Below are 23,639 nucleotides of genomic sequence, written 5' to 3' on the forward strand. Positions count from 1 at the left end.
GTGAGCGAGCAAGGAGGCGCAGTGACCGAATTACGCAGTGAAGCCCGAGGCACTTCGGTGATAGTCAACGTACTAGATGTGTTGCGTTGTTTCACCGTTGAACGTCCACTCAACGGGGTGACGGAAATTGCCGAGCAAGTAGGGCTCCACAAGTCGAGTATCTCGCGCATCCTTTCAACCCTCGAACAAGAACGAGTGGTTGAACGCGACGAGCAAACTCGCAAATATCGCTTGGGAGTAGGGCTCATTGCTATCGCTGGCCCATTGTTAGCGAACCTAGACGTTCGGCAGGTTGCCTACCCGATCTTGGAAGAATTGCGCGAAACTACGAGTGAGACAGCTGTGCTGAATATCTGGGATGGGAGCGAATCTATCTCCGTTGAACAGATCCCTTCGAATCGTCTGGTCAAGCACACCTCGGTCATGGGTTCGCGGTACCGTTCAGGGCTCAGCGCCTCTGTGCAGATTTTCTTGGCTCACGAAGACCCCGAGCGTTGCGCTGAGCTATTGGCCTCTGGGGAGATTGAGTTGTCCGGTCTGAGCGTGGAGGAATATTCTGCACGATTACAGCTCGTGCGAGAGCGGGGCTATGCCGTGAACTATGGCGAGACTTCCAATGAGGAAGTCGCTGTGGCAGCAGAAATTCTAGACCACCGTTCAGAAGTAGTTGCCTGCGCCATGGTCGCCGCTCCGTTTTACCGCGTCGGATCCTCCGAATTGGAAGAACTGAGCTCGGCGGCGTTGAGGGCTGCACGCAAAATTAGTCAGCGACTGGGGTACCAGCACAATAAATAGCGAACGCTAACCTGATCGCTTTTGGGCAATACACGTTGCTGCTTCTCAGGCGAAGGACTTCGCGCGAGGAAAAGAAAAATCTCCCGGTCAAATGACCGGGAGAATTTTATTCAAATTTGTGGAGGTAAGGGGATTCGAACCCCTGACCTTCTGCATGCCATGCAGACGCGCTACCAACTGCGCCATACCCCCAAAAGAGTCAGTATCAAAGATATTACTACCGTTGAACCGAGATAAGACTCTACCGGAGGGTATCGAAAAACACCAAATCCGCTCTCAGAGACCCTAATCACAGGCCACTATTCTAATTGCCCGTGCACAGTGATAAGAATGATCTCGGAGCCGATCGGTTCCAACAGACATTGAGTGAAAGGTGCGTTCCCATGGCCATTGGAATGACCCCATACCTTCGCTTCGCCGGTGATGCCCGCGAAGCCATGGAATTCTACAACGCAGCCCTCGGCGGCGAGCTATCGATGATGACTTTCCAGGAGGGAATGAACGATGGCAATCCAGCTACGGCTGATTTGATCATGCATTCCTCACTGTTCATTGAACGTGGCATCCACCTGATGGCCTCGGACACCCCACCAGAAATGAACGTCACCGGCAACGGCGTCATCGCTCTAAGCAGCGACGCCACCAACACCGCCGACGACGACGTGCTCCACAAGTGGTGGGAAGCCCTCGGCGAAGGTGCCACTATCGAAATGCAATTGGAGAAGGCCCCGTGGGGCGACTCCTTCGGTCAGCTCCGCGACAAGTTCGGCGTGGTCTGGATGTTCAACATTTCAGCTGTTCGCGACTAATCAGCAACGGTATGTTCGCGGGCCGCGACAGCGTCTCGGCCCACGAGCAGGCCAATCTTCTTGGCACGCATCTGCGTAATCAAAGCAATAAGCAAGCCCAAGACGGCCAACCCTGCGCCCACCAACGACGGTGCACGGTAACCGAAGCCAGCGGAAATCACTGCCGCGCCCAAGGCAGCGCCCAAGGCATTAGCCACGTTCAGTGCCGAGTGATTCAGCGATGCCGCTAGCGACTGGGCATGCGGTGCCGAGTCCATCAGCAGGGTCTGCAAACTTGGAATCAACAGGGACCCAACGGCACCCAAAATGAAGACCATGATCATCGTTGGGATGACCCAGCTAGCCACAGCGGCGAAGACCAGCATGGTTGCAGCCATCAGGATGCTCGAAAGCTTGATGGCACCAAACACCGACCAGTCAGCCAAACGGCCACCAATCAAAGAACCAATCACCATGCCTAGGCCATACAGCGCCAAGGCAATAGGTACTAGGTTGATCTCCAGCCCGGACTCTTCGGTCAAGGTTGGTGAGATGTAGGAATACACCGCGAAGAAACCACCGAAGCCCACGATTCCGGTCGCCATGGCCAACCAGATCTGGGGACTTTTCAAAGCGGTAAGTTCACGTCTAATACTTGCTCCGGCTTCTACCTTGCGCCACGGAACAAAGAGCGTAATTAGTGCGGCGGTCACCAAACCGATAAAGGCAACAATGTAGAACATTGAGCGCCAACCAGCTTGCTGTCCAAGCATGGTTACCAGCGGAACACCACCGACGTTAGCTACCGATAGCCCGAGCATGACCCACGCAATGGCGCGGCCACGCATGGTTCCTGGAACCAAGCTACCGGCCAGCACACCGGCCAAGCCGAAGTACGCGCCGTGGGGAAGCCCAGCAAGGAAACGGGTGATAAGCATGGTGTTGTAATCAGGAGCAAAAGCCGAAGAAAGATTTGCCAGGGTGAAGAAAAGGATCAGCAGCTGCACTGCACGCTTGCGCGGGATTTTGGCAGCCATAGCAGTCAGTACGGGCGCACCAATAACTACACCCATGGCGTAGGCACTAATCATCAGACCCATTTGTGAGTTGCTGACATTTAGATCGGTGGCGCCTTCTTGAAGCAGGCCCATCATTGAAAATTCGGTAACGCCGATACCAAAGCCACCCATGGCCAGAGCGAGGATCGCTAATAATAATTTTCCGCCGGACAGGTAGGCAGTCATTTAGTACTCAATTCTAGGCTGTTGCTTGATCGCGGCATCCTCGGCGCTCTATTCCTATCGTAGTGACTGTGTCGAATCGCCGGGGTACTTCTCCAGCTCAAAATTACGAATCCCACAGTATTTTGTGCCACTGTTTAAGTCCTATGTCTCATGCATCGCACCAACGCCTTCCGATCTCGCTGATTATCGCGAGGATCTTTTTTGTTCTGCTCTGCCTAGCGCTGGCAGGGCTCTTGGTATTCCATCAGCAGATCCCCGATGTCTTGGGACTTGGACTTGTTGTAGATAATTTGGCTCCCTGGGCAGGACTGGGCATCCCGGTGCTATTCCTTATTGCTCTGGTGGTGCGAGGCCGGGCTAGCTTCATCGGACTGCTTATTCCTGTGGTAGTCTGGGCGGTCCTGTTTGGACCTAACTTCATCCCTGCTACCCAACGTGCACCGCAGGCTGCCCTGAAAGTCGCGACCCAAAACGTGCACGAATCAGCCGGCGTAGAGGCAGCCAAGGAGTTAGCTGACGCAGGGGCAGAGGTTATTACTCTGCAAGAAATCGGCGAGGGCCAAGAAGACCAGATCAGTGAAGAACTGGCCAAATCTCATCCTTACAAGTACATGGTCAGTACCGTCGGAGTGTGGAGTGCCTACCCGCTGGAGAACCCGGAACCACTAGATTTGGGGCTGGGTTGGAATCGAGCCCTACGCGTTGATGTGAATACCGGGCAAAGTACCGTGCGGCTGTATTCAGTTCATGCTGCCTCGGCACGTCCCACCGGACACGATGAACGCGACATGATGCTAGCGTCGCTGGCTAACTTCGTCTCCAAAGATCAATCAGCAAAGATTGTTGCCGCCGGTGACTTTAACGCCGCCAGCACCGACCGTCACTTTGCCCCCATTGCCAAGGCCATGGATGAGGCCAAATACAGCAAGTGGGGACTGGCCCTGACTTGGCCGCGCTCCCCCTTCCCGATGCTGGGCATTGATCATGTGATGCTGCGTGGGGTCGAGTCTGCCGGACTTGAACGCCTAGAGATTGGCGATTCTGACCATTACGCCCTGCAAGCCACCGTCGATTTGGATAGCTAAAGCAGCTAACTGTCGCTCAGACCGGTCTGTCGGAGGGTGATGTTGATGCGTCCGGCGCCCAACTGACATTCGGCCGGGGCGGTACCCGGATGGATCTTTGTCACCCCGTGATAGGCAAAGCGCGCCGGGCCGTCAAAGATGAATAGGTCTCCTGAAGCCAAGCGCAGTTCTTGCCAGGGACGATTGCGATTTTCCGTATTGCCAAGCCGGAAGGTTGCCGAGTCCCCGATGGAAAGAGATACCACCGGGGCGTTGATACGTTCCTCGGCATCTTGATGCATGCCCATCGTGGCGTGCTGATCATAAAAATTCACAATGGCTGCGTCCGGTTGGTAGGCGGCAGCACGTGCGGCATCACCGGTAGCTTCTGCGAGTGCTTGCTGGCCTAAACGAACCAACCATTGTTCCATGGGTGCCACTGATGCACCGCCGAGGTCATCGGCGGTTTTTGAGTACCGGTTGGGACTCCAGTGCCAGCCCAAACTTAAAGATTGCACGCTCATGGGATGACCATTAATTTGCGTGCGGTGGGGAGGAACGGGTCCGTGTCCCCACTGGAAAAAGCGTGCGACAATCCAATCCTGCGCGGTAGGGCTTAGCCAACCGGGCAGGTGCCACGCTCCGGGGCGAACTTGTCCCCCGGTGCGTTCAAAGGCACTGTCATCAAATAGTGACTCCATGTACCCAGCGTGCCTGTTGCAGGCATCGACCGGCAAGCTCCCGTGTATTCGCTCACTGAATTTTGCAGGTTGACCGGCCCAGTGCCTTGCAACACTAATCACACTAATGTCGTTGTGTTTCTTCCTGCCGACTCGAAGATTTCCAGAAGGTTAACCTTTATTCGAATTATTACAGCCGAAACATTTGCGATACCTCTGGGAAAAGCTGGCACTCTAGGCTGGAAAGCACCTACTTATTCCAAGGAGCACACCATGTCATACACGAAATTCCGGCAAGGATCGAGGCAATCATGATCGGCGTTGACCTCGAACTTGCCCAGTGCATGGTGTTGATTGTTGGTAACCGCACCGCAAACAGAACCGTTACGGAGCGCTTTTTGGCCCAGGGAAGCACACTGCTGTTCGCCGAGGATCCGCAGCAGGCCGCTGAGCTAATCGGCCAGGCCGGCTTGCTGGTGGTTTGCGATGCAGAGCCAGAACGCTTCGACGCTGTGGTGAGCACCGCGCGAATCCCGGTGATGCGCGCTCAGCCAGCTGCTCCTGCCGGTTCAATTACTCTGCTCGGCGGAGGCCCCGGAGCTTTGGATCTTATGACCCTTCGCGGAGTGCGTGCGCTGGCCGAAGCCGAAGTGATCTACGCTGACCGATTAGGTCCTAGCGAGCACCTGGCCGTTCTGGCACCGCAGGCAAAAATTATTGACGCCGGCAAACTGCCGGGGCACCACAAACTTACCCAACGTGAAATTGAAGCCCAGATGATTCAGTCGGCCAAGGCCGGAGCCAAAGTGGTTCGACTAAAAGGTGGAGACCCATTTGTCTTCGGTCGCGGATTTGAAGAAGTTGATGCGGCCACCAAAGCCAATGTTCCAGTCAGCGTGATTCCAGGGTTGAGCTCCTGCATCACTGTGCCTGGCGCAGCCGGTATCCCGGTCACCGCACGCGGGGTGAACACCATGTTTACCGTCGTTTCCGGCCATGACCCGCTGAGCCTGGATCAGCTAGAACACCTTGCCAAGCTTGGTGGCAGCATCGTGATTCTGATGGGCATGGGCACCGTGGAGCAGACCGTCTCTGGACTTCTTCACGTAGGCATGCCCAAGGATATGCCGTGTGCCATCATCCAGTCCGGAACTACGGACATCCAACGCACCAGCCACACCCAACTTGATCAGTTGGCTGGCACAGCCCGCAATCACTCCAATCCTGCAGTGATTGTCATTGGTGAAGTTGCCGCCTTGCCACAATCACTGGTTCAAGCGGTACCTACAGAACAAATTTTGGAGACCGCCTAATGAATATCGTCAAACCTTTAGCCGGATTCCGAATTGCGGTTACCAGTGACCGTCGCTCAGCTGAACTGATTGAAGCTTTTGAACGCCGTGGCGCCGAAGTCACGCACACCCCCCTGCTTCGCCTGGCCCCGCTAGATGATGAACAACAGCTGCTTGCCCAGACGCACAAACTCATCGAGGCTAAACCTCAAGTTGTGGTGATTACCACCGCTTACGGGTTCCGCCGCTGGCTGGACACCGCTGAGGCTGCTGGTATTGGTGATGAACTGATTACCGCGTTCAGCCAGTCCGATCTCTATGTTCGTGGGGCCAAAGCCCACGGTTCGGTCCGTGCACTGGGTCTTGAACCTGCCGCGTTGGCTAAGGATGGACGCAGTTCCACACTCATCGAGTTGCTTAAGGGCAAGCTTGAAGGCGCCACGGTGGCCCTGCAGTTGCACGCTGACTCGGATCACGGGATGCCGCAGCAGCTTCGTGAGCTAGGTGCCAAGCGAGTGATCAAGGTTGAACCCTACCGTTGGCAAGACACCAGCAGCGACACCGGGATCTCCGCCTTGGTTGAAGGACTATGCGCCGCCCACTTTGATGCGGTGACCTTCACCAGTGCACCAAGTGTGCACGCACTGTTTGCGGCAGCCAATGCTCGCAATCGCTTGCCTGCCCTGCAGCGGTCACTAGCCGAACGTGTAGCCGTGGCCACCGTTGGGCCGGTCACTGCCTCGCCTTTGGTAGAAGCCGGCATCAGCCCCTTGGTTCCCGAACGCCACCGCATGGGTGCGATGATCGGTCAGCTCGTTGAGCACCTCGGCTCGCTAGGTACCTTGCAAGCAGAAACGGTCCACGGGCAGGTACAACTACGTGGACGAACGCTGTCTATTGATGATCAGAACTGCGAGTTGACTCCCGGTCAGGCCGAATTGGTCAGGGCGCTGATCGAGGCCGGCGGCAGTGTGCTCTCACGCGATGAACTAGGTGCCGCTTTGCCTGAGGTGAGCTCGCGTCATGCCTTGGATATGACCCTGAGTCGTTTGCGCCGGGCCTTGCCACAGCCGGAAATCATCACCACCGTGATCAAACGCGGCTACCGGCTGAACGTATAAACCACTGACGGGACCTCAATAGCTACCGGAGCTCTGCCCAAGACTAGAGTGTCTTGCAGAGCACCATGTACTAAGGAGGTCCCATGGGCAGTAAGGTCCCCGCAGCTGATAACACCTTGAGGATTCTTAGGCTTTTAGCTAGCAGGAAAACTCCCACTCCGGCCGCGATGATTGCCACCTTGTTGGAACTTCCACGTTCTAGCGTCTACCAGCTACTCTCGGTCATGCTTGATCAAGGATTTATCACCCATTACCCGGAAGAAAAATCCTACGGTTTAGGCATTGCCGCCTTCGAATTATCAAGCGCCTACACCCGCCAGGAACCTCTGGCTCGACTTGGGGCACCACTAATCGCGCAGCTGGTGGATAAGGTCGGAGAAAGCGCGCATCTGGCCATCCTCCATGGCTCGGACGTTCTGTACATCGTGGAAGAACGCGCCAAGGGCCGCCCCTCGCTAGTCACCGACGTAGGTGTTCGTCTACCCTCGCACCTTACCGCTTCGGGGCGTGCCATTTTGGCGGCGCTGCCCAAGTCCCAGGCTCGTGCCCTCTACCCCAATGCGGCCAGCTTTTCGGATCGAGTAGAACACTCATCGATCAGCAACTATTCGCAATTACGGCGCGACCTAGAACAGTGTGCACAACGCGGATATGCAATAGAACGCGGGGACGTCACCCCAGACTTCCACTCTCTTGCAGTGGAAATTCGTGACGCGAATAATTGGCCAGTTGCTGCTATCGCAGTCACTTTCCTCGCAGACCGGGTCCCAGAGCAACAATGGGACAAACTGCTGACACAGATCCGGTCCACGGCGGCAGCCTTGACCACACGGATCCAAGGACGCCGACTGAGTCAGGCGTAAATACGACCGGCAGTCAAGGTTTACACTTGCCAGGGATTCATGCCGAAAGCGGTGGTTCAGCTACGTATTCAAATTCAACACTAACGTCAGCTTAAGAAGACGACACGTGGAATGTATTCTGGGCTCACTTGGATTGGCATGGAAGTATGAATCCATGGAGATTCGATACCCGCAGCCGCTCATGACCGGTGACATCATCGGCGTTACATCACCATCAAGCGGTGTTCCAAGCGAGCTCGTGGGGCGTCTTGACTTCGCTCTACAACACCTGCGAGATCTGGGTTTTGTGGTGGATCTTGGTAACTGCATGGATGGCGCTACACACATTAGTGCGCCGGTCGAACAACGCGCCGAAGAACTCATGAGGATGCTCCTTGATCCGAAAATCAAGGCCGTCGTTCCGCCTTGGGGTGGAGTCACAGCTATCGACATATTGCCTCATCTGGATTTTGAGGCAATCTCCGCGGCGGAGCCGACCTGGCTTGTGGGATACTCCGACATTTCAACGTTGATCGCGCCCCTCACCTTGCTAACCGGAAATGCAACCATCCACGGCGGCAACCTGATGGACACGCCTTATCGGGTTCCCGATTCATTGCGGTCCTGGCTTGATGTCGCTTCATTATCTGCTGGTGACACTTTCAAACAGTCTCCACCGGGCGTTTACAGAATCAACGACTGGGATGACTGGAGCGTGGAGCCAGAAGCCACCGAACATGCATGGAACGGCAAGGGAACTTGGGAGCGCTTGGATGCAGGGCTCGATGAAGTGAGCGTGTCAGGTCGGTTGATTGGCGGATGCATCGAAACGCTTGCCAATCTTGCCGGCACTCCGTATCTGAGAACCGAATCCTTGCGGAACGACCCGGCCGATCCGCTAATCGTTTACATTGAAGCCTCCGGCGTCGAGGCCACCACGATCTGCCGTCATCTGCACGGCATGCGTTTGGCTGGATTCTTTGACGGAGCCGCCGCCATCCTTGTCGGGCGTACTGGCGCACCAGATTCTGACACTCTCACCCAAAGCGAGGCAGTTCTCGACGCTCTGGGAACGCTCGACGTTCCCATCATCGGTAACGTTGAATGCGGTCACGTTCCACCACATCTAGCCATCATCAACGGAGCCCAAGGACGGTTAGTGTTCACCAACAAGGAGCAATATTTAGCACAGACGCTGGCCTGATTCGAGCCGGATAGTCCAGTCCACGGCATCAAAAATGGTCCCATTCCTAGTTCATGCCCCAATGGCGGCGAGTGCGGCCCCTTCTAGGAGTTCGGCATCGTATGGAACTCGAAGCTCCAAATTATTGGTCATTAGCTCAAGCGATCTGTTGGACCACCTGCTGGTAGGCATGTGGTCCGCCTGGCACGGTGTCGCCTTGCTGATGGTCTTAGGTTCATACGCGAACTGATGACCTGACCGGCCAGCCAATCCTGGCCGATCCAATTCAGCGGACCCAAATTCTTTCGCATTCTGAAATACCGGACACCTCTGCCTGTTCGGAGGTACTCAGCGGATGCCCCATGACCAATGATGTAAATAGTTAGCTACGTTACATTGTTAGGAATTGTCATGAGCCACGAAGCCCGCGTCGTCCGCGCCCCCAGGGGTACTCAACTCAATGCAAAGTCATGGGCCACCGAAGCCCCCTTGCGCATGCTGATGAACAACCTTGACCCCGAGGTGGCAGAGCGCCCTGATGATCTAGTGGTGTACGGCGGCACCGGCAAGGCAGCCCGCTCTTGGGAAGCCTTTGATGCCATCGTGGAAACGCTCAAGGATCTTGAAGACAATGAAACTCTTCTGGTGCAGTCGGGTAAACCGGTTGGCGTCTTCAAGACCAACAAATGGGCACCACGAGTACTCATCGCCAACTCAAATCTCGTAGGTGATTGGGCTAACTGGGAGCACTTCCGCAAGCTGGAAGCAGAAGGCCTGATGATGTACGGGCAGATGACCGCTGGATCTTGGATCTACATCGGAACTCAAGGCATCTTGCAGGGCACCTATGAAACCTTCGCTGCCATTGCTGACAAGCGTTTTAATGGTTCCCTTGCTGGAACCCTCACGCTGACCGGCGGTTGCGGTGGCATGGGCGGGGCACAACCACTAGCGGTGACGCTCAATGGCGGTGCCGTACTGATCATCGATGTTGATGAGGCACGCTTGCGCCGTCGCTTGTCCAAGCGATACTTAGACGATGTAGAACTGGATTTGGAGCAAGCTCTGAAAAAGGTGTTTGCTGCCAAGGCCGAGGGCAGGGCGCTGTCCGTTGGCTACGCTGGCAACGCGGCAGAGATTTTCCCCGCCTTGCTCGAACGCCACAAGGCCGGTGAGTTCACCTTCGATATCGTCACCGATCAGACCAGCGCCCATGACCCACTGAGCTATCTTCCGTTGGAATTCTCTCTGGATCAGTGGCAGTCGCGGGCCTCGGCGGATCCTGCTGGCTTCACCAAAAAAGCTCAAGCATCCATGGCCAAGCACGTCGAAGCCATGGTTGGCTTCCAAGATGCCGGCGCCGAAGTCTTCGATTACGGAAACTCCATTCGCGACGAAGCCAGAAAGGGTGGTTTCGACCGCGCCTTTGAGTTCCCTGGTTTTGTTCCTGCCTACATTCGTCCGCTCTTCTGTGAAGGACTTGGCCCATTCCGCTGGGTGGCTCTGTCCGGAGATCCGGAAGACATCAAGGTCACCGACCAAGCCCTGAAGGATCTCTTCCCCAACAATGAGCATCTTCATCGTTGGCTCGACGCTGCCCAAGAGCATGTCGAATTTGAAGGACTACCCGCTCGAATCTGCTGGTTAGGTTACGGCGAGCGCCATAAGGCAGGGCTGCTGTTCAACCAGTTGGTAGCCGAGGGCAAAGTATCAGCGCCAATAGTCATCGGCCGCGATCACTTGGACTCAGGTTCTGTAGCTTCGCCTTACCGTGAGACTGAAGCGATGAAGGACGGCAGCGATGCAGTTGCAGACTGGCCGTTGCTCAATGCGCTGACCGCTGCCAGCTCAGGCGCATCGTGGGTGTCGATTCATCATGGAGGCGGAGTTGGCATGGGGCGCTCGATCCACGCCGGTCAAGTGTCCTTGGCTGACGGCAGCGAGCTAGCAGCCGCGAAGCTGGAAGCCTTGCTCACTAATGACCCAGGCATGGGTGTCATCAGGCATGTGGACGCCGGTTACGACCGGGCCATTGAAGTCGCCAAAGAGCGCTCCGTGCGTATTCCTATGAACGGTAAATGATCTGATGATTAGTTAGCGTGCATTGCCTGTTGATCTACTGGCAATGCACGCTAACCCCTTGCTTCGTCAGCCGTCAAAGAACGAAAAATTGCGTCTGACATGGACACAATGAACGGTTTCTTAACGTGTAATGACGAATACCTCAAGGCTTCCGATTAAGCCTTGAAGGAGAATTTACTCCTGCATAGCGTAGGTCAGGTCAGGAACTACCGACCCACGGAGGACGTCATGTCTGAGCAGGATTCAAACCAGCAGTTCGGAAATTTCGAGAACAACCAGTCGGAAGAAAACGGCGGCTTCGGCTCGTCGAATGACCAGCAGAACGGTCAAGAACAGTCGTACGGCGGCGGCAACGAAGAGCAGTCGTACGGTGGCGGTAACGAACAGTCCGGCGAGCAGTCCTTCGGCGGTGGCCAGGACCAGCAGTCGAGCCATGGATCCTTCGGTGGCGGTAACGGACAGTCCGGCGAGCAGCCCTATGGCGGAGGCCAGGACCAGCAGTCGAGCCAGGGCTCGTACGGTGACACCAACAGCGAGCAGTCCCTCGGTGATGACAGCGAACAGTCCAACCGCGGATCGTTCGGTGACGACAACGAAGAACAAGGCTTCGGCAACCAGGGCCAGAACGAGGGGTTCTAATCTTCGCTCTAGCACTCGGCTGCTTTCACTGATTGCAGTTGCGGTGTTTCCGTAGAGCTAAGCTCTACGGAAACAGTTCAAGAAGAAGTCGCCTTGTCTCTGACCTTTCAGAGACAAGGCGACTACTTACTATCTAAGCGGCTTTCGTTTCGGTGGCCGGTCGGAATGGCGCTAATTATGGGCGTCGGGTTTCCGCGCTGATGAACCATGCCTGCTGCTCTAGATCAGCAATGTACTGGTGCAAGATGTCAGCGGTGGTTGGATCCGCTTCGTCCACCGGATCATGCACTTCTCGGATGACACCCACTGTGCTCTGCAGTGCCTTGACCACCATGTCAACTGCATCTGTGGTCAGGATTTCGGTGTTAACTGGTTGCTCCAGCTTGCTGTACTTGGTGACCGTTGCAGCCAATCCATCTGGAGTGACGTGAAGTGCACGCATGCGCTCAGCAATTTCGTCTGATCCACGGCGGGCAATGTCTACAATCTCGTCGAGGTTCTGATGTAAATCCCTGAAGTTTGGACCCACTACGTTCCAATGGATCTGCTTGCCAACCAGTTGCAGGTCGAGGAGCTGGACAAGCACGTTCTGCAAAGCGTCGCCAAGTGAGGCTGGAGCGATAAAGCCCTGCTCGGCATTTTCCTTCGTCGTTTTCTTAGCTGTGGTTTTCCTGATGTCTGTCATGGCATCTCCCTTGCATTGAAGTTGACGTTGCCGACACCGGTTGAGTTCCGGTGCACTTCTTTGCACGTTACTTCCGCTGCACGGCGATTCCGAATTGAATCAACAATTTTGAGAAGACTTTCAGCAAGTGACCATAACGCGTCAAGACTCAAAAAACTGGCGAGCAATGATTGCTCGCCAGTGATCGTTATGCTCCGGCGACGGTTCCACCGTTCACACGGTCCAACGTTGAAGGACCGGCGATCATCCGGAAGATTCCCCATGCCATGGCCAAGCCACCCCAAATGACTCCGAGCCACATTGGAGTCAAGGCGCCGGCCCCGCTTTCTGCGGCGGTGAATATGAATAAGAGAAACAAGGTGGCGATGAGTCCTCCACCAACAACAAGACCTATCCCGTGAATTTTTTTAGGCATCTGTCCGCTCCAAGGTAATTCATCATTGAATGGACCACTGGATACGCCGTAACTCGTGATGGCTACAGTTTCCCAGGCTGTCTTTGGACTGTTGCTTCCACATTGCCTCCCATTCGCGCACCCTTGGCACACAGAGTCGCTGATAGGTAAAGGGTAGGCCTGTTTACTGCGCAGAACTAGTGGCATTTGACCTGCACTTTTCCGCAAACGCCAATTTGATTTCTACATCGTTGATCTTTTAGCTCAGCGCAGATGGACAATGAATATTCAGACGCTAAAAACTAAACGACAAGCTACTGAACCGGGAGGTTGGCCATGGACTCATCCCTAGCAAGACACTACGGGCTCGCAGTAGCGATCGGACTTCTCGCAACCTCACTTGCAGGGTGCGTGAGAATTCAAAGCTCCTCCGAATCTGAGCCATCATCCTCAAGTTCTGCAAAAACTATTGTTCGCAGTGCAGCTCCCATTGAAGGCACTGTAACTGAGCGCCGCAAGAATCCAGAAGGTGTGGCTTCCGGAACGGGTATTGTTCCCAAAAAGACTTCAGAGGATTCCGTCCGGAAGAATTTTAAGCGGGACGAGTCTCAAGCCACCGAGAAAAAGCGCTCTCGAGAATGAACCTGAATGGCGATGGACAGATCTTCAGACTCGTTGGGAACTGCATGCAGGTGAAGAACAGTGGCTTGGCGAAATAGGAATGCTTCGGGACAAGACTGTGGCCAGTCCAATACTCTTGACCCCAACGCTCATTCTCGCGTAGATCAAGGTTTCTAAACACCGATCACACCACGTCCGGTATTTCAGACATAACCCCTGATTATCCCCCACCAACCAATCATTACTGCCGAACAATAGAAGCTGGAGACCACCTTGTACAGTATCGAACGGACTGATTTTCGTGACTTCTTCGCCCCAAGTAACCCTTGAACTTCGCGGTGTCACAGCCGAGGATGTCATCGCAGTAGCCCGCCATGATGCGCACATCGAGATTTCCGCCTCGGTACTTGAAGAACTTGCTTCTGTCCGCGCTCACATTGATGCTCTAGCTTCCGCAGACACTCCCGTGTACGGAATATCTACCGGTTTCGGAGCCTTAGCAACACGCCACATTGCTCCCGAAGACCGCGCCAAGCTTCAGCGTTCACTGATTCGTTCCCACGCTGCGGGCATGGGTGCCCCAGTTGAGCGTGAGGTCGTGCGCGCGTTGATGTTCCTGCGCGCCAAGACTCTGGCATCGGGCCGCACCGGCGTACGCCCAGTGGTGCTAGAAACCATGATCGGATTGCTCAACGCTGGAATCACTCCAGTTGTGCGCGAATACGGTTCCTTAGGCTGTTCAGGAGATCTCGCCCCACTCTCCCATTGCGCTCTTGTACTCATGGGTGAAGGCGAAGCAACCGACCGCTTCGGTGTGCAGCGCCCAGTGCCCGAGCTGCTAGCAGAAGCCGGAATCGCCCCAGTTGAATTGGCCGAAAAAGAAGGCCTGGCACTAGTCAACGGCACCGACGGAATGCTCGGTCAGCTATTGATGGCTCTGGCAGATCTTGAAGAATTAGCCGATATCGCTGACGCCACGGCAGCCATGAGCGTTGAGGCTCAGATGGGCACCGCACAGGTATTCCGCGCTGAACTTCATGAGGCGCTTCGCCCGCATCCGGGCCAAGGCCGAAGCGCAGCCAACATGTTTGCGTTGTTGTCCGACTCTCCTATCGTCAATTCCCACCGTGAAGGTGATGGCCGAGTCCAGGACGCCTACTCACTTCGCTGCTCACCGCAGGTTACCGGCGCGGTGCGCGACACCATCACCCACGCGCGAATGGTTGCCACCCGCGAACTTGCCGCAGCAATCGATAACCCAGTGGTTCTTCCTAGTGGAGAAGTCACCTCAAACGGAAACTTTCACGGTGCACCGGTGGCCTACGTCTTGGACTTCCTAGCCATTGCAGTAGCCGACTTGGGTTCTATCGCCGAGCGTCGCACCGACCGCATGCTTGATCCTGCCCGTTCGCGTGACCTGCCAGCCTTCCTGGCCGATGATCCCGGAGTTGATTCGGGCATGATGATTGCCCAATACACCCAAGCTGGTCTGGTCGCGGAAAACAAGCGTCTGGCAGTTCCGGCCAGTGTTGATTCCATTCCTTCCTCGGCTATGCAGGAAGACCACGTGTCCCTAGGCTGGCATGCCGCACGCAAACTGCGCACCGCGGTAGCAAATTTGCGCCGTATCTTGGCAGTGGAAATGCTCATTGCTGGCCGAGCACTAGACATGCGAGCTCCGCTGCAGCCGGGCGCCGGCACCGGGGCGGTACTTGAACTGTTGCGCACCAAAGTTGCAGGTCCAGGCGAGGACCGCTTCCTTTCCGCTGAGCTAGAAGCTGCAGATCAGCTACTGGCAACCGGTGCGGTGCACCGAGTACTGCGAGAGCACCTTCCCGCCTAAAGAAGCAGCCCAGGGATGTGATTTCGCAGTCAGAAAAGTTCTGTGCACTAGAAGAAGCGTAAACTTTACTACTGGGAAACCACTCACCTGATGTGAAAGAAACGTCTTATGCAACGCACCATGTTCAAGTCCAAGATCCACCGGGCAACCGTCACCCAAGCCGACCTGCACTACGTCGGCTCAGTAACCGTTGACTCGCAGTTGCTGGAGGCCTCGGATATTTTGCCCGGAGAACTGGTGAGCATCGTGGACATCACCAACGGCGCACGCTTGGAAACCTACACCATCGCTGGTGAACCAGGCAGTGGTGTCATTGGAATTAATGGTGCTGCTGCACATTTGGTTCACCCCGGCGATCTAGTCATCTTGATCAGCTTCGCACAAATGGAAGATGCCGAGGCCCGCAACTACGTGCCTAGCGTGGTTCACGTAGATGCTGATAACCGCATCATTCACCTCGGTGATGACCCGGCTGAAGCTGTAGCCGATGGTGTGCAGACTCCCCCATTCGCTCAGCTACGCAGCAACTAACGACGTTTACGAGGCCAGTCGGCGCGCAAGATATTGCGCAGTTCGGCTGGCCTTGTTTTGTGCCACCTGTTCTGGTGCGCCCTCAGCAACGATGCGTCCACCGCCGTCGCCACCTGCTGGACCCATATCAATGACCCAGTCACTGGCAGCAACCACATCCATATGGTGCTCAACCACGATCACCGTATTATCTTGATCCACAAGCTGTTGCAACTGGGAGACCAGAAGTTGAACATCGGCAGGATGCAATCCCGTAGTCGGCTCATCAAGCAAATAAAGCGTATGACCACGGCGCTGACGTTGCAGTTCGGTAGCCAACTTGATGCGTTGGGCTTCACCACCGGACATTTCAGTTGCCGGTTGGCCAAGGTGAAGGTAGCCCAATCCGACTTCTCGCAAGGTCGCCAGTGCTCGGGCAGCAGCAGGAATATCAGCCAGAAATTCCTCGGCTTCTGTGACACTGAGTTCAAGAATCTGCGCGATGTTCTTGCCCCGGTATTCAACTTCTAAAGTTTGTTCGTTGTAGCGAGTCCCATGACACTGCGGGCAGGGGCCGTAAGTTCCTGGCAAAAAGAGCAACTCAATTTCCAAGAATCCTTCGCCTAGGCAGTTTTCGCAGCGTCCCCCTGCAACGTTGAATGAGAATTGGCCAGCGTTGTAGTTCCGTTCCTTAGCCAAAGGCAGCTGCGCATAGATTTTCCGGACCGCGTCAAAGAGCCCGGTGTAGGTAGCCACATTTGAACGTGGGGTCCGGCCAATAGGTTTCTGATCCATGAGCACCACACGATTAACCTGCTCAGCACCCGTGATATCTGTAATGGATGCGTGCTCAACTACCTCGGCGTCGTCGTCGGAAGCTTGACTAGCTGCCCCGCCAACGGCTTGGGCCAATGCTCCGGTGACAAGGCTTGATTTTCCTGAACCTGATACCCCAGTCACGCTGGACAAAACTCCCAAGGGGAATTTCGCTTCCACGTCCACTAGGTTATGCAGATTGATCCCGCGCAGTTCAAGCCATTGTGTTGCCGTCCTGAGTTCACGGCGTGCAGCTGGCTCCGGATCCAAGAATTTTCGAGTCACCGACTCTTCAATTTTATTAAGACCCTCCACTTCCCCGCTGTAGAGAACGCGGCCACCTCCACTGCCAGCTCCAGGGCCCACATCGACTATCCACTGCGCACGGCGAACCACATCCATATTGTGCTCCACCACAAAGACGGTATTGCCTTCTGCTTTGAGTGCAGAAAGTACCTCAATGAGCGGTTGAACATCAGCCGGGTGCAATCCTGCCGATGGTTCATCAAGGACATAAATGACCCCAAAGAGACCCGCGCGTAGCTGGGTGGCGATACGCAATCGTTGGGTCTCACCCGGTGACAAGGTCGGGGTGGCACGGTCCAAACTCAAGTAACCCAATCCGAGATCTACAAGGACTTCAATCCGATCCAGCAGATCAGCGCTGATGGTGCTCACCACATCGGCTTTCGCTTCACCACCGGCTTGGTGGGCGAAAGGACGCAACAACTGCGCCAGTGCCTGCATGGATTCATTGTTGAATTCAGAGATGTTCAGCCCAGCAAAGCTGACCCGTAGTGCTTCTGGTCGGAAACCGGTCCCGGAACATTCAGGGCAGTCCTGAGAGATCATGAATTCCAGTGCTTTTGCCCGGAGGTTCTCGCTCTTGGACGTCGCGACGGTATTGCGAACATAACGTTCAGCGCTCCAGAATTTTCCCTTATAAGGTTTGGCGACACGGTCTCGCTCTGGGGTGACTTCTACGACCGGCTGTTCCTCGGTGAATAACAACCAATCTCGTGTTTCTTTAGAAAACTGTTCAAAGGGCAGGTCAATGTCATAGCCCAGGTGCGAGGTGATGTCCCGAAGATTTTTTCCTTGCCAAGCTCCGGGCCAAGCAGCTATTGCCCCGTCTCGAATACTCAATGAGGGAACCGGAACCAGAGTCTTCTCGGTGACTGAATGAACTGTGCCTACACCGTGGCACTGAGGGCAGGCACCCACGGCAGTATTTGTAGAGAAAGCATCAGAGTCCAGCCGGGAAGCTCCTTGAGGATAGTTGCCCGCACGAGAGAACAGCATGCGCACCGAATTCGACAGGGTTGTCAGTGTTCCTACTGTTGAGCGAGAGCTTGCGGCACCACGGCGCTGTTGTAATGCGACCGCTGGAGGCAAACCGGAGATGAACTCAACCTTGGGCGTGTGGCCCTGTGCGATGAGTCGACGTGCGTAAGGTGCTACCGATTCTAGGAAGCGACGCTGGGATTCGGCAAAAATTGTCCCGAAGGCCAGTGATGACTTTCCCGACCCGGAGACCCCGGTGAAGGCGACCATTGAATCTCGTGGGATCCGCACTTCCACGTTGTCCAAGTTATTTTCGTTGGCACCACGAACATGGATAAATCCGTCCTGCGTGGCCGTTGGCTGAGGCGATGCAAAGCTGTTCATCTTCTCCACAGTATGCGTCCGGTTCAACTCAACCCAATTTCTGCGTCTGCAGCTCAGTGCCCAGGCTCATCGTCCCAGCTGGTGCAGTCTGCCTCTGGACAGCCCTGCCACGTTTTGGAGAAGTATCCAACAATGGATAGGGCTTCGCGCAGTGGATATCTTTCATCGATTCCACCATGAATCCGTTGTGCTGATTCTTCGAGTGCAAGGTGGAAAAAGCGACAGACTTCGTCGTAGCTCCAAACTTCTGCGGTCAACTCAACAAGCTCACTGTGGGTGAGCATGTGGGCTGGGTTCAGCCCGATATCTATCAAGGTATTGAACACAAATTCTTCGGTTATCTCGTGGTCCGCTCCGCAGTCACACCACGTGATCCCTCGGCTAGGCATGCTCCAAACATCAAGGCGGCTACTTGAGCTATTTGCCGGCGCCATCGTTTCCTCCCTGGTTAGTTGATGCGGGTCTGCCCAATCTAGCCGTGAGCGCCGACGCTTTAGGCTCGTCGACTATATTTGTTAGCAGGTGAGGTGCCAACAATTAACATAGTCTTTGAGATCAGATGGCAGTTTCGAATTGACGATACTTCTCAGGAGTCTTCTAATGAACACACCTTCTTACCCGGATAGCCAAGATAGCGATTCGCACCGCAAGTGGAACGAACTACTTCAAGAAATGCGTGTGATGCAGACCGGCGTGCAGATCCTTGCTGCGTTCCTGGTTGTGCTGCCCTTCCAGGCTAGGTTTGACATTCTCAACCGGCCCGAGGAGATGATCTACATAGCGCTATTGATCGCTGCAACGTTACTAATTCTTCTGATGATTACCCCTGTGGCTGTCCACCGTTATTTCTTCGGTCAACGCCTCAAGGATCAGACCGTCCAGCTGGGCCACAATGTGCTAAAAATCGTTGGCATAGGCGTGGGCCTGCTAGTTTCGGGCTGTGTTTGGTTTGTCCTGCAGGTGCTTTTTGGTTGGCAACTTGGAGCGTGGGTCGGTGGCTCACTGGTTGTAGTCACCCTGTTCCTTTTGCTCGCACTGCCACGGATTTTGATTCCAAGTCACGCACGCGAATCTGGCGACTAATTCCCGAAGCTAAACCATACGATCGATTCGTCGTAGCATCATGCGCATGGGTAAGTGCCTAAGCCGAACAGGCAAGATGCGCGTACCCATGCGCACAAAACTCACCGTCACCCGGTTGCGTCGTTGGACTTTTTGGGTGAGATCAAACCCAAATTGTTCGTGCACTGCCCGCGGCAGTTGAGCGATAGTCACGTCCCGCATCAGCGGTAGCCCTAGCCGAATCCACCACGGCGCATTGCGGCCTAGAAACAATTCGTTGGCTAAGGCTCTTGTTTGGTCAGTGACCTTTAAGGACGCCAAAGTTGTGTTCATGTACTGGTCAAACTCTTGAAGTGTTGAAGGCCAATAGTCCGTTGGCATTTGCAGGGCATCACCTAGCTGGGCGTATTGCCGATACAGCTGTTCGTCATGCTCAACTTCGTGAGGCAACACTTGAGCGGCGATCACTCGGGCTGAGTCGTAGAGCGAAGCGGCAACCCACAATTGCAACTTGGGATCCAATGCAGAATAGGCCGGCGTTCCCTTGCCCAGATCCCTCGTGCCGCGCACGTTGCGGTGTGCGTTATCTACATGACGGATCATCTTGCGCTGTTGTTCGGCGGTGCCATTACTGAGCGCATAAATGTAGCCCAAGGTGTGAATTAGCCGGCTAAGTGGGTTGCTGGCAAAATCCGAATGTTCTGCGATAGCTTGGCCGATCTGCGGGTGGGCCAGCTGCATGAGGATTGCGCGTCCAGCGCCTAGTAGCAGGCCGGCTTCCGGGGCAATTCGAGTGAACTGCTCGCGACCTCGGCTTTCAGAACCTTGGTGACTCATGACTCTGATTTTAGGCGTCAAAATAGATGGTTCGCTTAAAAGTGCAGTGTGGATGATGCCACGAATTTCTTTCGTGGCAGCATCCACACTGGTTTACACCGATGTGTTGCTATTTATCGGTGTTGGTGAACATCGATTGCTGCAATGGGGTGACCTTCAGTGTCTTGAGTTTCGCAGTGCCTCCCTTGGCAAAGAGCGCCAACTGATCTGCTCCCTGGTTCGGGAAGACCTGGTCGGTGAGGGTGCGCTGCCCGTTCTGAGCGAAAACTTCTACCGAAGAACGGTCAAGGTAAACCTGTAGGGTTACCTCACCATTGCTGTTGAGCTTCACCGGCATTTCTTCAACGGAAGCGAAGTTAGGGTTGAAGCCCACGTTCCCTGAATTGGTGCGGTCAACGTAAACCTTCTTTGAATCTGCGTCGTAACCGATCACTGTTGAACTCTTAGCATCCCCATGTACGGTGATGCCCGAAGTCTTTGCAGTTCCTGGATCAAAGGTCAGATCCACCTTGGCGGTAGATCCTGAGGCCTGGGATGGTAGCGTGCGGGTTCCTTCAGCGATCGAGCGATTGCTTTCGATGTAGCTTGGCTTGCTTCCTAGGGTCTTGACCTGGTCAACCGGCGTCTGGGTAAGCCGAGGTCCTTCTGCGGTTTGAGTCAGTCCTACCTGGCGTGGCAGCGAATTTGCACTACGCCACGGATCAGTGGGAATGTCATTGGCATAGTCCCAGTTGTTCATCCAACCAAGCATGATTCGCTGGTCCTGTGGCATGTTCCCGAAGGAAACCGACGCGTAGTAATCACGTCCGTAGTCCAACCAGTCATAGCTCTCCAAAGAGGACTTTGCTGCAGTGTCCGAAAGCGTAAATTCATCGGCAAGGATATGCCCCCAACCGTCCCGATTGTTATCAACAATCTCGATTTGGGCCTGCTTGCCAGCGAACTCTTTAACATTCCATGAGGAGAAGTCCAGGCTCTCACTATCTGAGCCTGTAGTGGTGCGCACGGTCTTATCGTCAACCACCAGATTCACTGTGGTCTCATCTGAGCGTGGAACAACTTGTTCATCGGTCTGAACTAGATTGTCCAGGGTGAGGTGTCCCCAACCGCCGGTAGCCTGATCAACGACCTTGATCTGGGCTTTCTGGCCTTTGTATTGGGCCACTTCCCATGATTTCCAGTTCATTGCCCCGGCGTTGTCTCCGGCGATGGTGTCCACGATCTTGCCGCCCACCATCAACTGCACTTCTAGTTGTTGGCTAGGGTCATTACGCCGGTGTCCACCACCAACGAGCATGCCAATGCGATCCTTAGAGATGGTGAATTCTGGGGAGGTGGCGGTGCCGACCTGGTCATCATGACCGGTGCCGCCACGGCCTAAGTTGGGCTAACGCCCTGTACTATCTAGGGGCACTGGGCACGGAACCACACACCGTGCCCAGTGCCCTAATTTCCGCCATTTTCGCCCCACCGCCCAGCTAAGAGAAGACATAATGACTACCAACGCCGCACCAACCCCATCGCACGAGATTCTGGTCATCGGCGAAGCGCTGATCGACATTGTCGCCACCGATCAAGGCTCTGTTGCCCACCCGGGTGGTTCACCTGCCAACGTAGCCTTTGGGTTGGGGCGACTCGGTGTACCTGTTGCACTGCTTACCGCCTTGGGCGATGACGAATTTGGCGCAAAAATTCAGTCACATCTAGCTACCGCCGACGTACAGTTGCTGCCCGATTCGGTGAACCTAGAGCGCACTGCCTCGGCGACCGCGGTACTGGCCGCTGATGGCTCGGCTCGCTACGAATTTGATATCAACTGGGATCTCGCACCACACACCCTTGACCCGATGCCAAAGATTGCTCATGCCGGATCCATCGCTACCTTCTTAGAGCCTGGCGCTGAAGCCGTGGCGGCACTGTTGGCCCAAGCCAAGGGTCAGGCATTGGTCACCTATGATCCGACTATCCGTCCGGCGTTGGTGGGCGAACACGACTTGGCCCTGTCCACCTTTGAACGTATGGCCTCACTGTGCGATGTGGTGAAACTCAGCGATGAAGACACCGAATGGTTGTACCCAGAACTAGATCAGCAGCAGGTCGCTACGACTATTCTGGCCCTTGGCCCCAAGCTCGTCGTGCTCACTCGTGGCGGCGACGGAGCAGAACTGACCAGCAATACTTCGCAAGTGCAGATCCCTGCAATTCTCAGCGAAGTGGCCGATACTATCGGCGCTGGAGACGCGTTCATGTCAGCCCTGCTTCATGGCCTGCTCGCACTCGGAACGGCAAATCTGACAACTACGCAGCTCGAAAAGCTGGGCCGCAGTGCCGTCGCCGCAGGCGCCGTAGCTGTTCGTCGCTCGGGCGCCATGCCACCAACTCTCCAGGAGCTGACTGCCTTGTTGGAAGAGCAAGAACTAGCTGCGAACTAGTTCGGTCAGATTTGAAAAGTAGCTCAGTAGCACTAGTTTGCACCATGCCGGATTCGAGCCCGTCGCTGCAGTGAGTATTCAATGACTCCCGCGATAACACCGAACAATGCCATGACAATAATGCCAAGCATCGGTGAATAGACGAGGCCAAGGCTGTTATTCCAATCGGCTGTGTCAGCTTGATGGCTGCTCGGATTCCAAGTGGCAATACTGACCACTACACCGAATAGCGTCGCGCCCGCAAAAACTCCTACGAGATCACGAATCACCGAGCGAGTCCTTTTAAGAATTGTCGGCGCAAAAGCAAAAAACATGACAGAGGTAAAGGGAATGAGGACGCCGCCCCACAGGGTGTAGTAACCAAACGGAGTGTCCTGCGACTTACTTACTCCCAGATCGACAAATAATGCTAAAAGTGTGAAAACCGGCAACGACAGAATCTGCGCATAGAGTCGGTTTCTAACGTACGTTTCCAACCCTGTGGACCTTTCAAAATATGCGGAACAGCTGTGATTCATCTAATCGGCAACTTCGCTGTTCGGCCCTATGCATTGGTGCCACAAGTTACGACAAGCCATCTTGCCAGTCTTTTATGGGCCGGTACCTTTATCGTAGTCACCGGCATTCCAGGAGTACTAAAAAGCGACTCCACAGTGCAATATCACGTTGGCGTAGGGAGTTGATTCCCCGGTGCGCACAATGATTTTGGCTGCAGGCAGTTCTGCTTTGAGCTCTTCATGGGAGATGAATCCAGGCTCCAGCCCCTTGCTCTCGCAGAGCTCTTGGACTGAACTGTCTTTGGCTTCCGTAGCCAAAGTGCTGTGCTCGATCACCATATTGCGGACCAGCACATCAAGCACCTGCTCAAAGCTCAATAGACCTTGAACCAGAGCCAGATCGATCACCGTTGGTCCTTTGGGAAGAGGCAAACCACAGTCGGCAATCACCACGGTATCGGTATGGCCACAGGTAGCCAGCGCTCCAAGTAATGGCGCGTTGAGAATTTCAGATTTCAGCACGAAGGCTTCCTTTGAGTCTTGC

General features: G+C 55.0%; 23 protein-coding genes and 1 tRNA gene. 12 read left to right on the forward strand and 12 right to left on the reverse strand.

What is annotated here, in order from left to right; genetic code table 11:
• The gene (locus ACT3RW_RS14085; RefSeq protein ID WP_444614165.1) at nt 1-795 is read left to right on the forward strand and encodes an IclR family transcriptional regulator; all 795 of its coding nucleotides are present in this window, start codon (nt 1-3) and stop codon (nt 793-795) included.
• A gap of 119 nt (nt 796-914) precedes the next feature.
• Here ACT3RW_RS14085 and ACT3RW_RS14090 read toward each other — a convergent pair.
• A tRNA-Ala gene (locus ACT3RW_RS14090) sits at nt 915-987 on the reverse strand.
• 191 nt (nt 988-1,178) lie between these two features.
• Between ACT3RW_RS14090 and ACT3RW_RS14095 the strand changes: the two genes are divergently transcribed.
• On the forward strand, nt 1,179-1,604 hold the full coding sequence (locus ACT3RW_RS14095) for a VOC family protein (RefSeq protein WP_444614166.1): 426 nt from the start codon (nt 1,179-1,181) through the stop codon (nt 1,602-1,604).
• On the opposite strand, the gene ACT3RW_RS14100 is transcribed toward ACT3RW_RS14095, so the two are convergent.
• A complete protein-coding gene (locus tag ACT3RW_RS14100) occupies nt 1,601-2,827 on the reverse strand; it encodes an MFS transporter (RefSeq protein ID WP_444614167.1) in 1,227 nt (408 codons plus the stop codon). The genes ACT3RW_RS14095 and ACT3RW_RS14100 overlap by 4 nt on opposite strands.
• 143 nt (nt 2,828-2,970) lie before the next feature.
• Between ACT3RW_RS14100 and ACT3RW_RS14105 the strand changes: the two genes are divergently transcribed.
• Nucleotides 2,971-3,912 carry an endonuclease/exonuclease/phosphatase family protein gene (locus ACT3RW_RS14105; protein ID WP_444614168.1) on the forward strand — a complete coding sequence of 314 codons (942 nt, stop codon included), beginning with the start codon at nt 2,971-2,973 and terminating at the stop codon, nt 3,910-3,912.
• Between the two features lie 5 nt (nt 3,913-3,917).
• Here ACT3RW_RS14105 and ACT3RW_RS14110 read toward each other — a convergent pair whose 3' ends face one another.
• Nucleotides 3,918-4,592 carry an alpha-ketoglutarate-dependent dioxygenase AlkB family protein gene (locus ACT3RW_RS14110; protein ID WP_444614169.1) on the reverse strand — a complete coding sequence of 225 codons (675 nt, stop codon included), beginning with the start codon at nt 4,590-4,592 and terminating at the stop codon, nt 3,918-3,920.
• Nucleotides 4,593-4,882: 290 nt separating this feature from the next.
• Between ACT3RW_RS14110 and cobA the strand changes: the two genes are divergently transcribed.
• The 5 genes from cobA (at nt 4,883) to hutU (ending at nt 11,091) form a co-directional block, all read left to right on the forward strand.
• Nucleotides 4,883-5,884: a uroporphyrinogen-III C-methyltransferase gene (gene cobA / locus ACT3RW_RS14115; RefSeq protein WP_444614170.1), complete on the forward strand. Its 1,002-nt coding sequence runs from the start codon at nt 4,883-4,885 to the stop codon at nt 5,882-5,884.
• Nucleotides 5,884-6,984 carry a uroporphyrinogen-III synthase gene (locus ACT3RW_RS14120; RefSeq protein ID WP_444614171.1) on the forward strand — a complete coding sequence of 367 codons (1,101 nt, stop codon included), beginning with the start codon at nt 5,884-5,886 and terminating at the stop codon, nt 6,982-6,984. The genes cobA and ACT3RW_RS14120 overlap by 1 nt, the downstream gene beginning before the upstream one ends.
• A gap of 83 nt (nt 6,985-7,067) precedes the next feature.
• Nucleotides 7,068-7,847 (forward strand): IclR family transcriptional regulator, encoded by a 780-nt coding sequence (locus tag ACT3RW_RS14125; RefSeq protein ID WP_444614172.1) that lies wholly within the window; start codon nt 7,068-7,070, stop codon nt 7,845-7,847.
• Between the two features lie 106 nt (nt 7,848-7,953).
• Nucleotides 7,954-9,030, forward strand: coding sequence for a S66 family peptidase (locus tag ACT3RW_RS14130; protein ID WP_444614173.1), 1,077 nt, complete (start codon nt 7,954-7,956; stop codon nt 9,028-9,030).
• A gap of 390 nt (nt 9,031-9,420) precedes the next feature.
• Complete coding sequence (hutU, locus tag ACT3RW_RS14135) at nt 9,421-11,091, forward strand: urocanate hydratase (protein ID WP_444614174.1); 1,671 nt, start codon at nt 9,421-9,423, stop codon at nt 11,089-11,091.
• 243 nt (nt 11,092-11,334) lie between these two features.
• Here hutU and ACT3RW_RS14140 read toward each other — a convergent pair whose 3' ends face one another.
• The 3 genes from ACT3RW_RS14140 to ACT3RW_RS14150 all read right to left on the reverse strand — a co-directional run bounded on the left by ACT3RW_RS14140 (nt 11,335) and on the right by ACT3RW_RS14150 (nt 12,830).
• Nucleotides 11,335-11,745, reverse strand: coding sequence for a hypothetical protein (locus ACT3RW_RS14140; protein WP_444614175.1), 411 nt, complete (start codon nt 11,743-11,745; stop codon nt 11,335-11,337).
• Between the two features lie 160 nt (nt 11,746-11,905).
• Entirely contained in the window at nt 11,906-12,415 is a 510-nt protein-coding gene (locus ACT3RW_RS14145) for a Dps family protein (RefSeq protein ID WP_444614176.1), read from the reverse strand.
• 187 nt (nt 12,416-12,602) lie between these two features.
• On the reverse strand, nt 12,603-12,830 hold the full coding sequence (locus ACT3RW_RS14150) for a hypothetical protein (protein WP_444614177.1): 228 nt from the start codon (nt 12,828-12,830) through the stop codon (nt 12,603-12,605).
• An 895-nt stretch (nt 12,831-13,725) separates the two neighbouring features.
• On the opposite strand from ACT3RW_RS14150, the gene hutH reads away from it, so the two are divergent.
• Together hutH and panD are read left to right on the forward strand one after the other, a co-directional pair.
• Nucleotides 13,726-15,273, forward strand: a complete 1,548-nt coding sequence (hutH, locus tag ACT3RW_RS14155; protein ID WP_444614652.1) for a histidine ammonia-lyase — start codon at nt 13,726-13,728, stop codon at nt 15,271-15,273.
• 108 nt (nt 15,274-15,381) lie between these two features.
• Nucleotides 15,382-15,804 carry an aspartate 1-decarboxylase gene (panD, locus tag ACT3RW_RS14160; RefSeq protein WP_444614178.1) on the forward strand — a complete coding sequence of 141 codons (423 nt, stop codon included), beginning with the start codon at nt 15,382-15,384 and terminating at the stop codon, nt 15,802-15,804.
• Nucleotides 15,805-15,810: 6 nt separating this feature from the next.
• On the opposite strand, the gene ACT3RW_RS14165 is transcribed toward panD, so the two are convergent.
• Together ACT3RW_RS14165 and ACT3RW_RS14170 are read right to left on the reverse strand one after the other, a co-directional pair.
• Nucleotides 15,811-18,267 carry an ABC transporter gene (locus ACT3RW_RS14165; RefSeq protein WP_444614179.1) on the reverse strand — a complete coding sequence of 819 codons (2,457 nt, stop codon included), beginning with the start codon at nt 18,265-18,267 and terminating at the stop codon, nt 15,811-15,813.
• A 53-nt stretch (nt 18,268-18,320) separates the two neighbouring features.
• A complete protein-coding gene (locus tag ACT3RW_RS14170) occupies nt 18,321-18,593 on the reverse strand; it encodes a hypothetical protein (RefSeq protein WP_444614180.1) in 273 nt (90 codons plus the stop codon).
• Between the two features lie 274 nt (nt 18,594-18,867).
• Between ACT3RW_RS14170 and ACT3RW_RS14175 the strand changes: the two genes are divergently transcribed.
• Entirely contained in the window at nt 18,868-19,350 is a 483-nt protein-coding gene (locus tag ACT3RW_RS14175) for a DUF6328 family protein (RefSeq protein WP_444614181.1), read from the forward strand.
• Between the two features lie 9 nt (nt 19,351-19,359).
• Here ACT3RW_RS14175 and ACT3RW_RS14180 read toward each other — a convergent pair whose 3' ends face one another.
• Together ACT3RW_RS14180 and ACT3RW_RS14185 are read right to left on the reverse strand one after the other, a co-directional pair.
• Nucleotides 19,360-20,166 (reverse strand): oxygenase MpaB family protein, encoded by an 807-nt coding sequence (locus tag ACT3RW_RS14180; RefSeq protein WP_444614182.1) that lies wholly within the window; start codon nt 20,164-20,166, stop codon nt 19,360-19,362.
• Between the two features lie 109 nt (nt 20,167-20,275).
• Nucleotides 20,276-21,463, reverse strand: coding sequence for a glycoside hydrolase family 32 protein (locus ACT3RW_RS14185; protein WP_444614183.1), 1,188 nt, complete (start codon nt 21,461-21,463; stop codon nt 20,276-20,278).
• Between the two features lie 196 nt (nt 21,464-21,659).
• Between ACT3RW_RS14185 and ACT3RW_RS14190 the strand changes: the two genes are divergently transcribed.
• On the forward strand, nt 21,660-22,598 hold the full coding sequence (locus ACT3RW_RS14190) for a carbohydrate kinase family protein (protein WP_444614184.1): 939 nt from the start codon (nt 21,660-21,662) through the stop codon (nt 22,596-22,598).
• A gap of 32 nt (nt 22,599-22,630) precedes the next feature.
• Here ACT3RW_RS14190 and ACT3RW_RS14195 read toward each other — a convergent pair whose 3' ends face one another.
• Together ACT3RW_RS14195 and rbsD are read right to left on the reverse strand one after the other, a co-directional pair.
• The gene (locus ACT3RW_RS14195) at nt 22,631-23,074 is read right to left on the reverse strand and encodes a hypothetical protein (RefSeq protein WP_444614185.1); all 444 of its coding nucleotides are present in this window, start codon (nt 23,072-23,074) and stop codon (nt 22,631-22,633) included.
• A 159-nt stretch (nt 23,075-23,233) separates the two neighbouring features.
• The gene (gene rbsD, locus ACT3RW_RS14200) at nt 23,234-23,617 is read right to left on the reverse strand and encodes a D-ribose pyranase (RefSeq protein ID WP_131089113.1); all 384 of its coding nucleotides are present in this window, start codon (nt 23,615-23,617) and stop codon (nt 23,234-23,236) included.
• Nucleotides 23,618-23,639 lie beyond the last annotated feature (22 nt).

The organism is Glutamicibacter sp. AOP5-A2-18, assembly GCF_052446055.1.
Lineage (GTDB): Bacteria > Actinomycetota > Actinomycetes > Actinomycetales > Micrococcaceae > Glutamicibacter.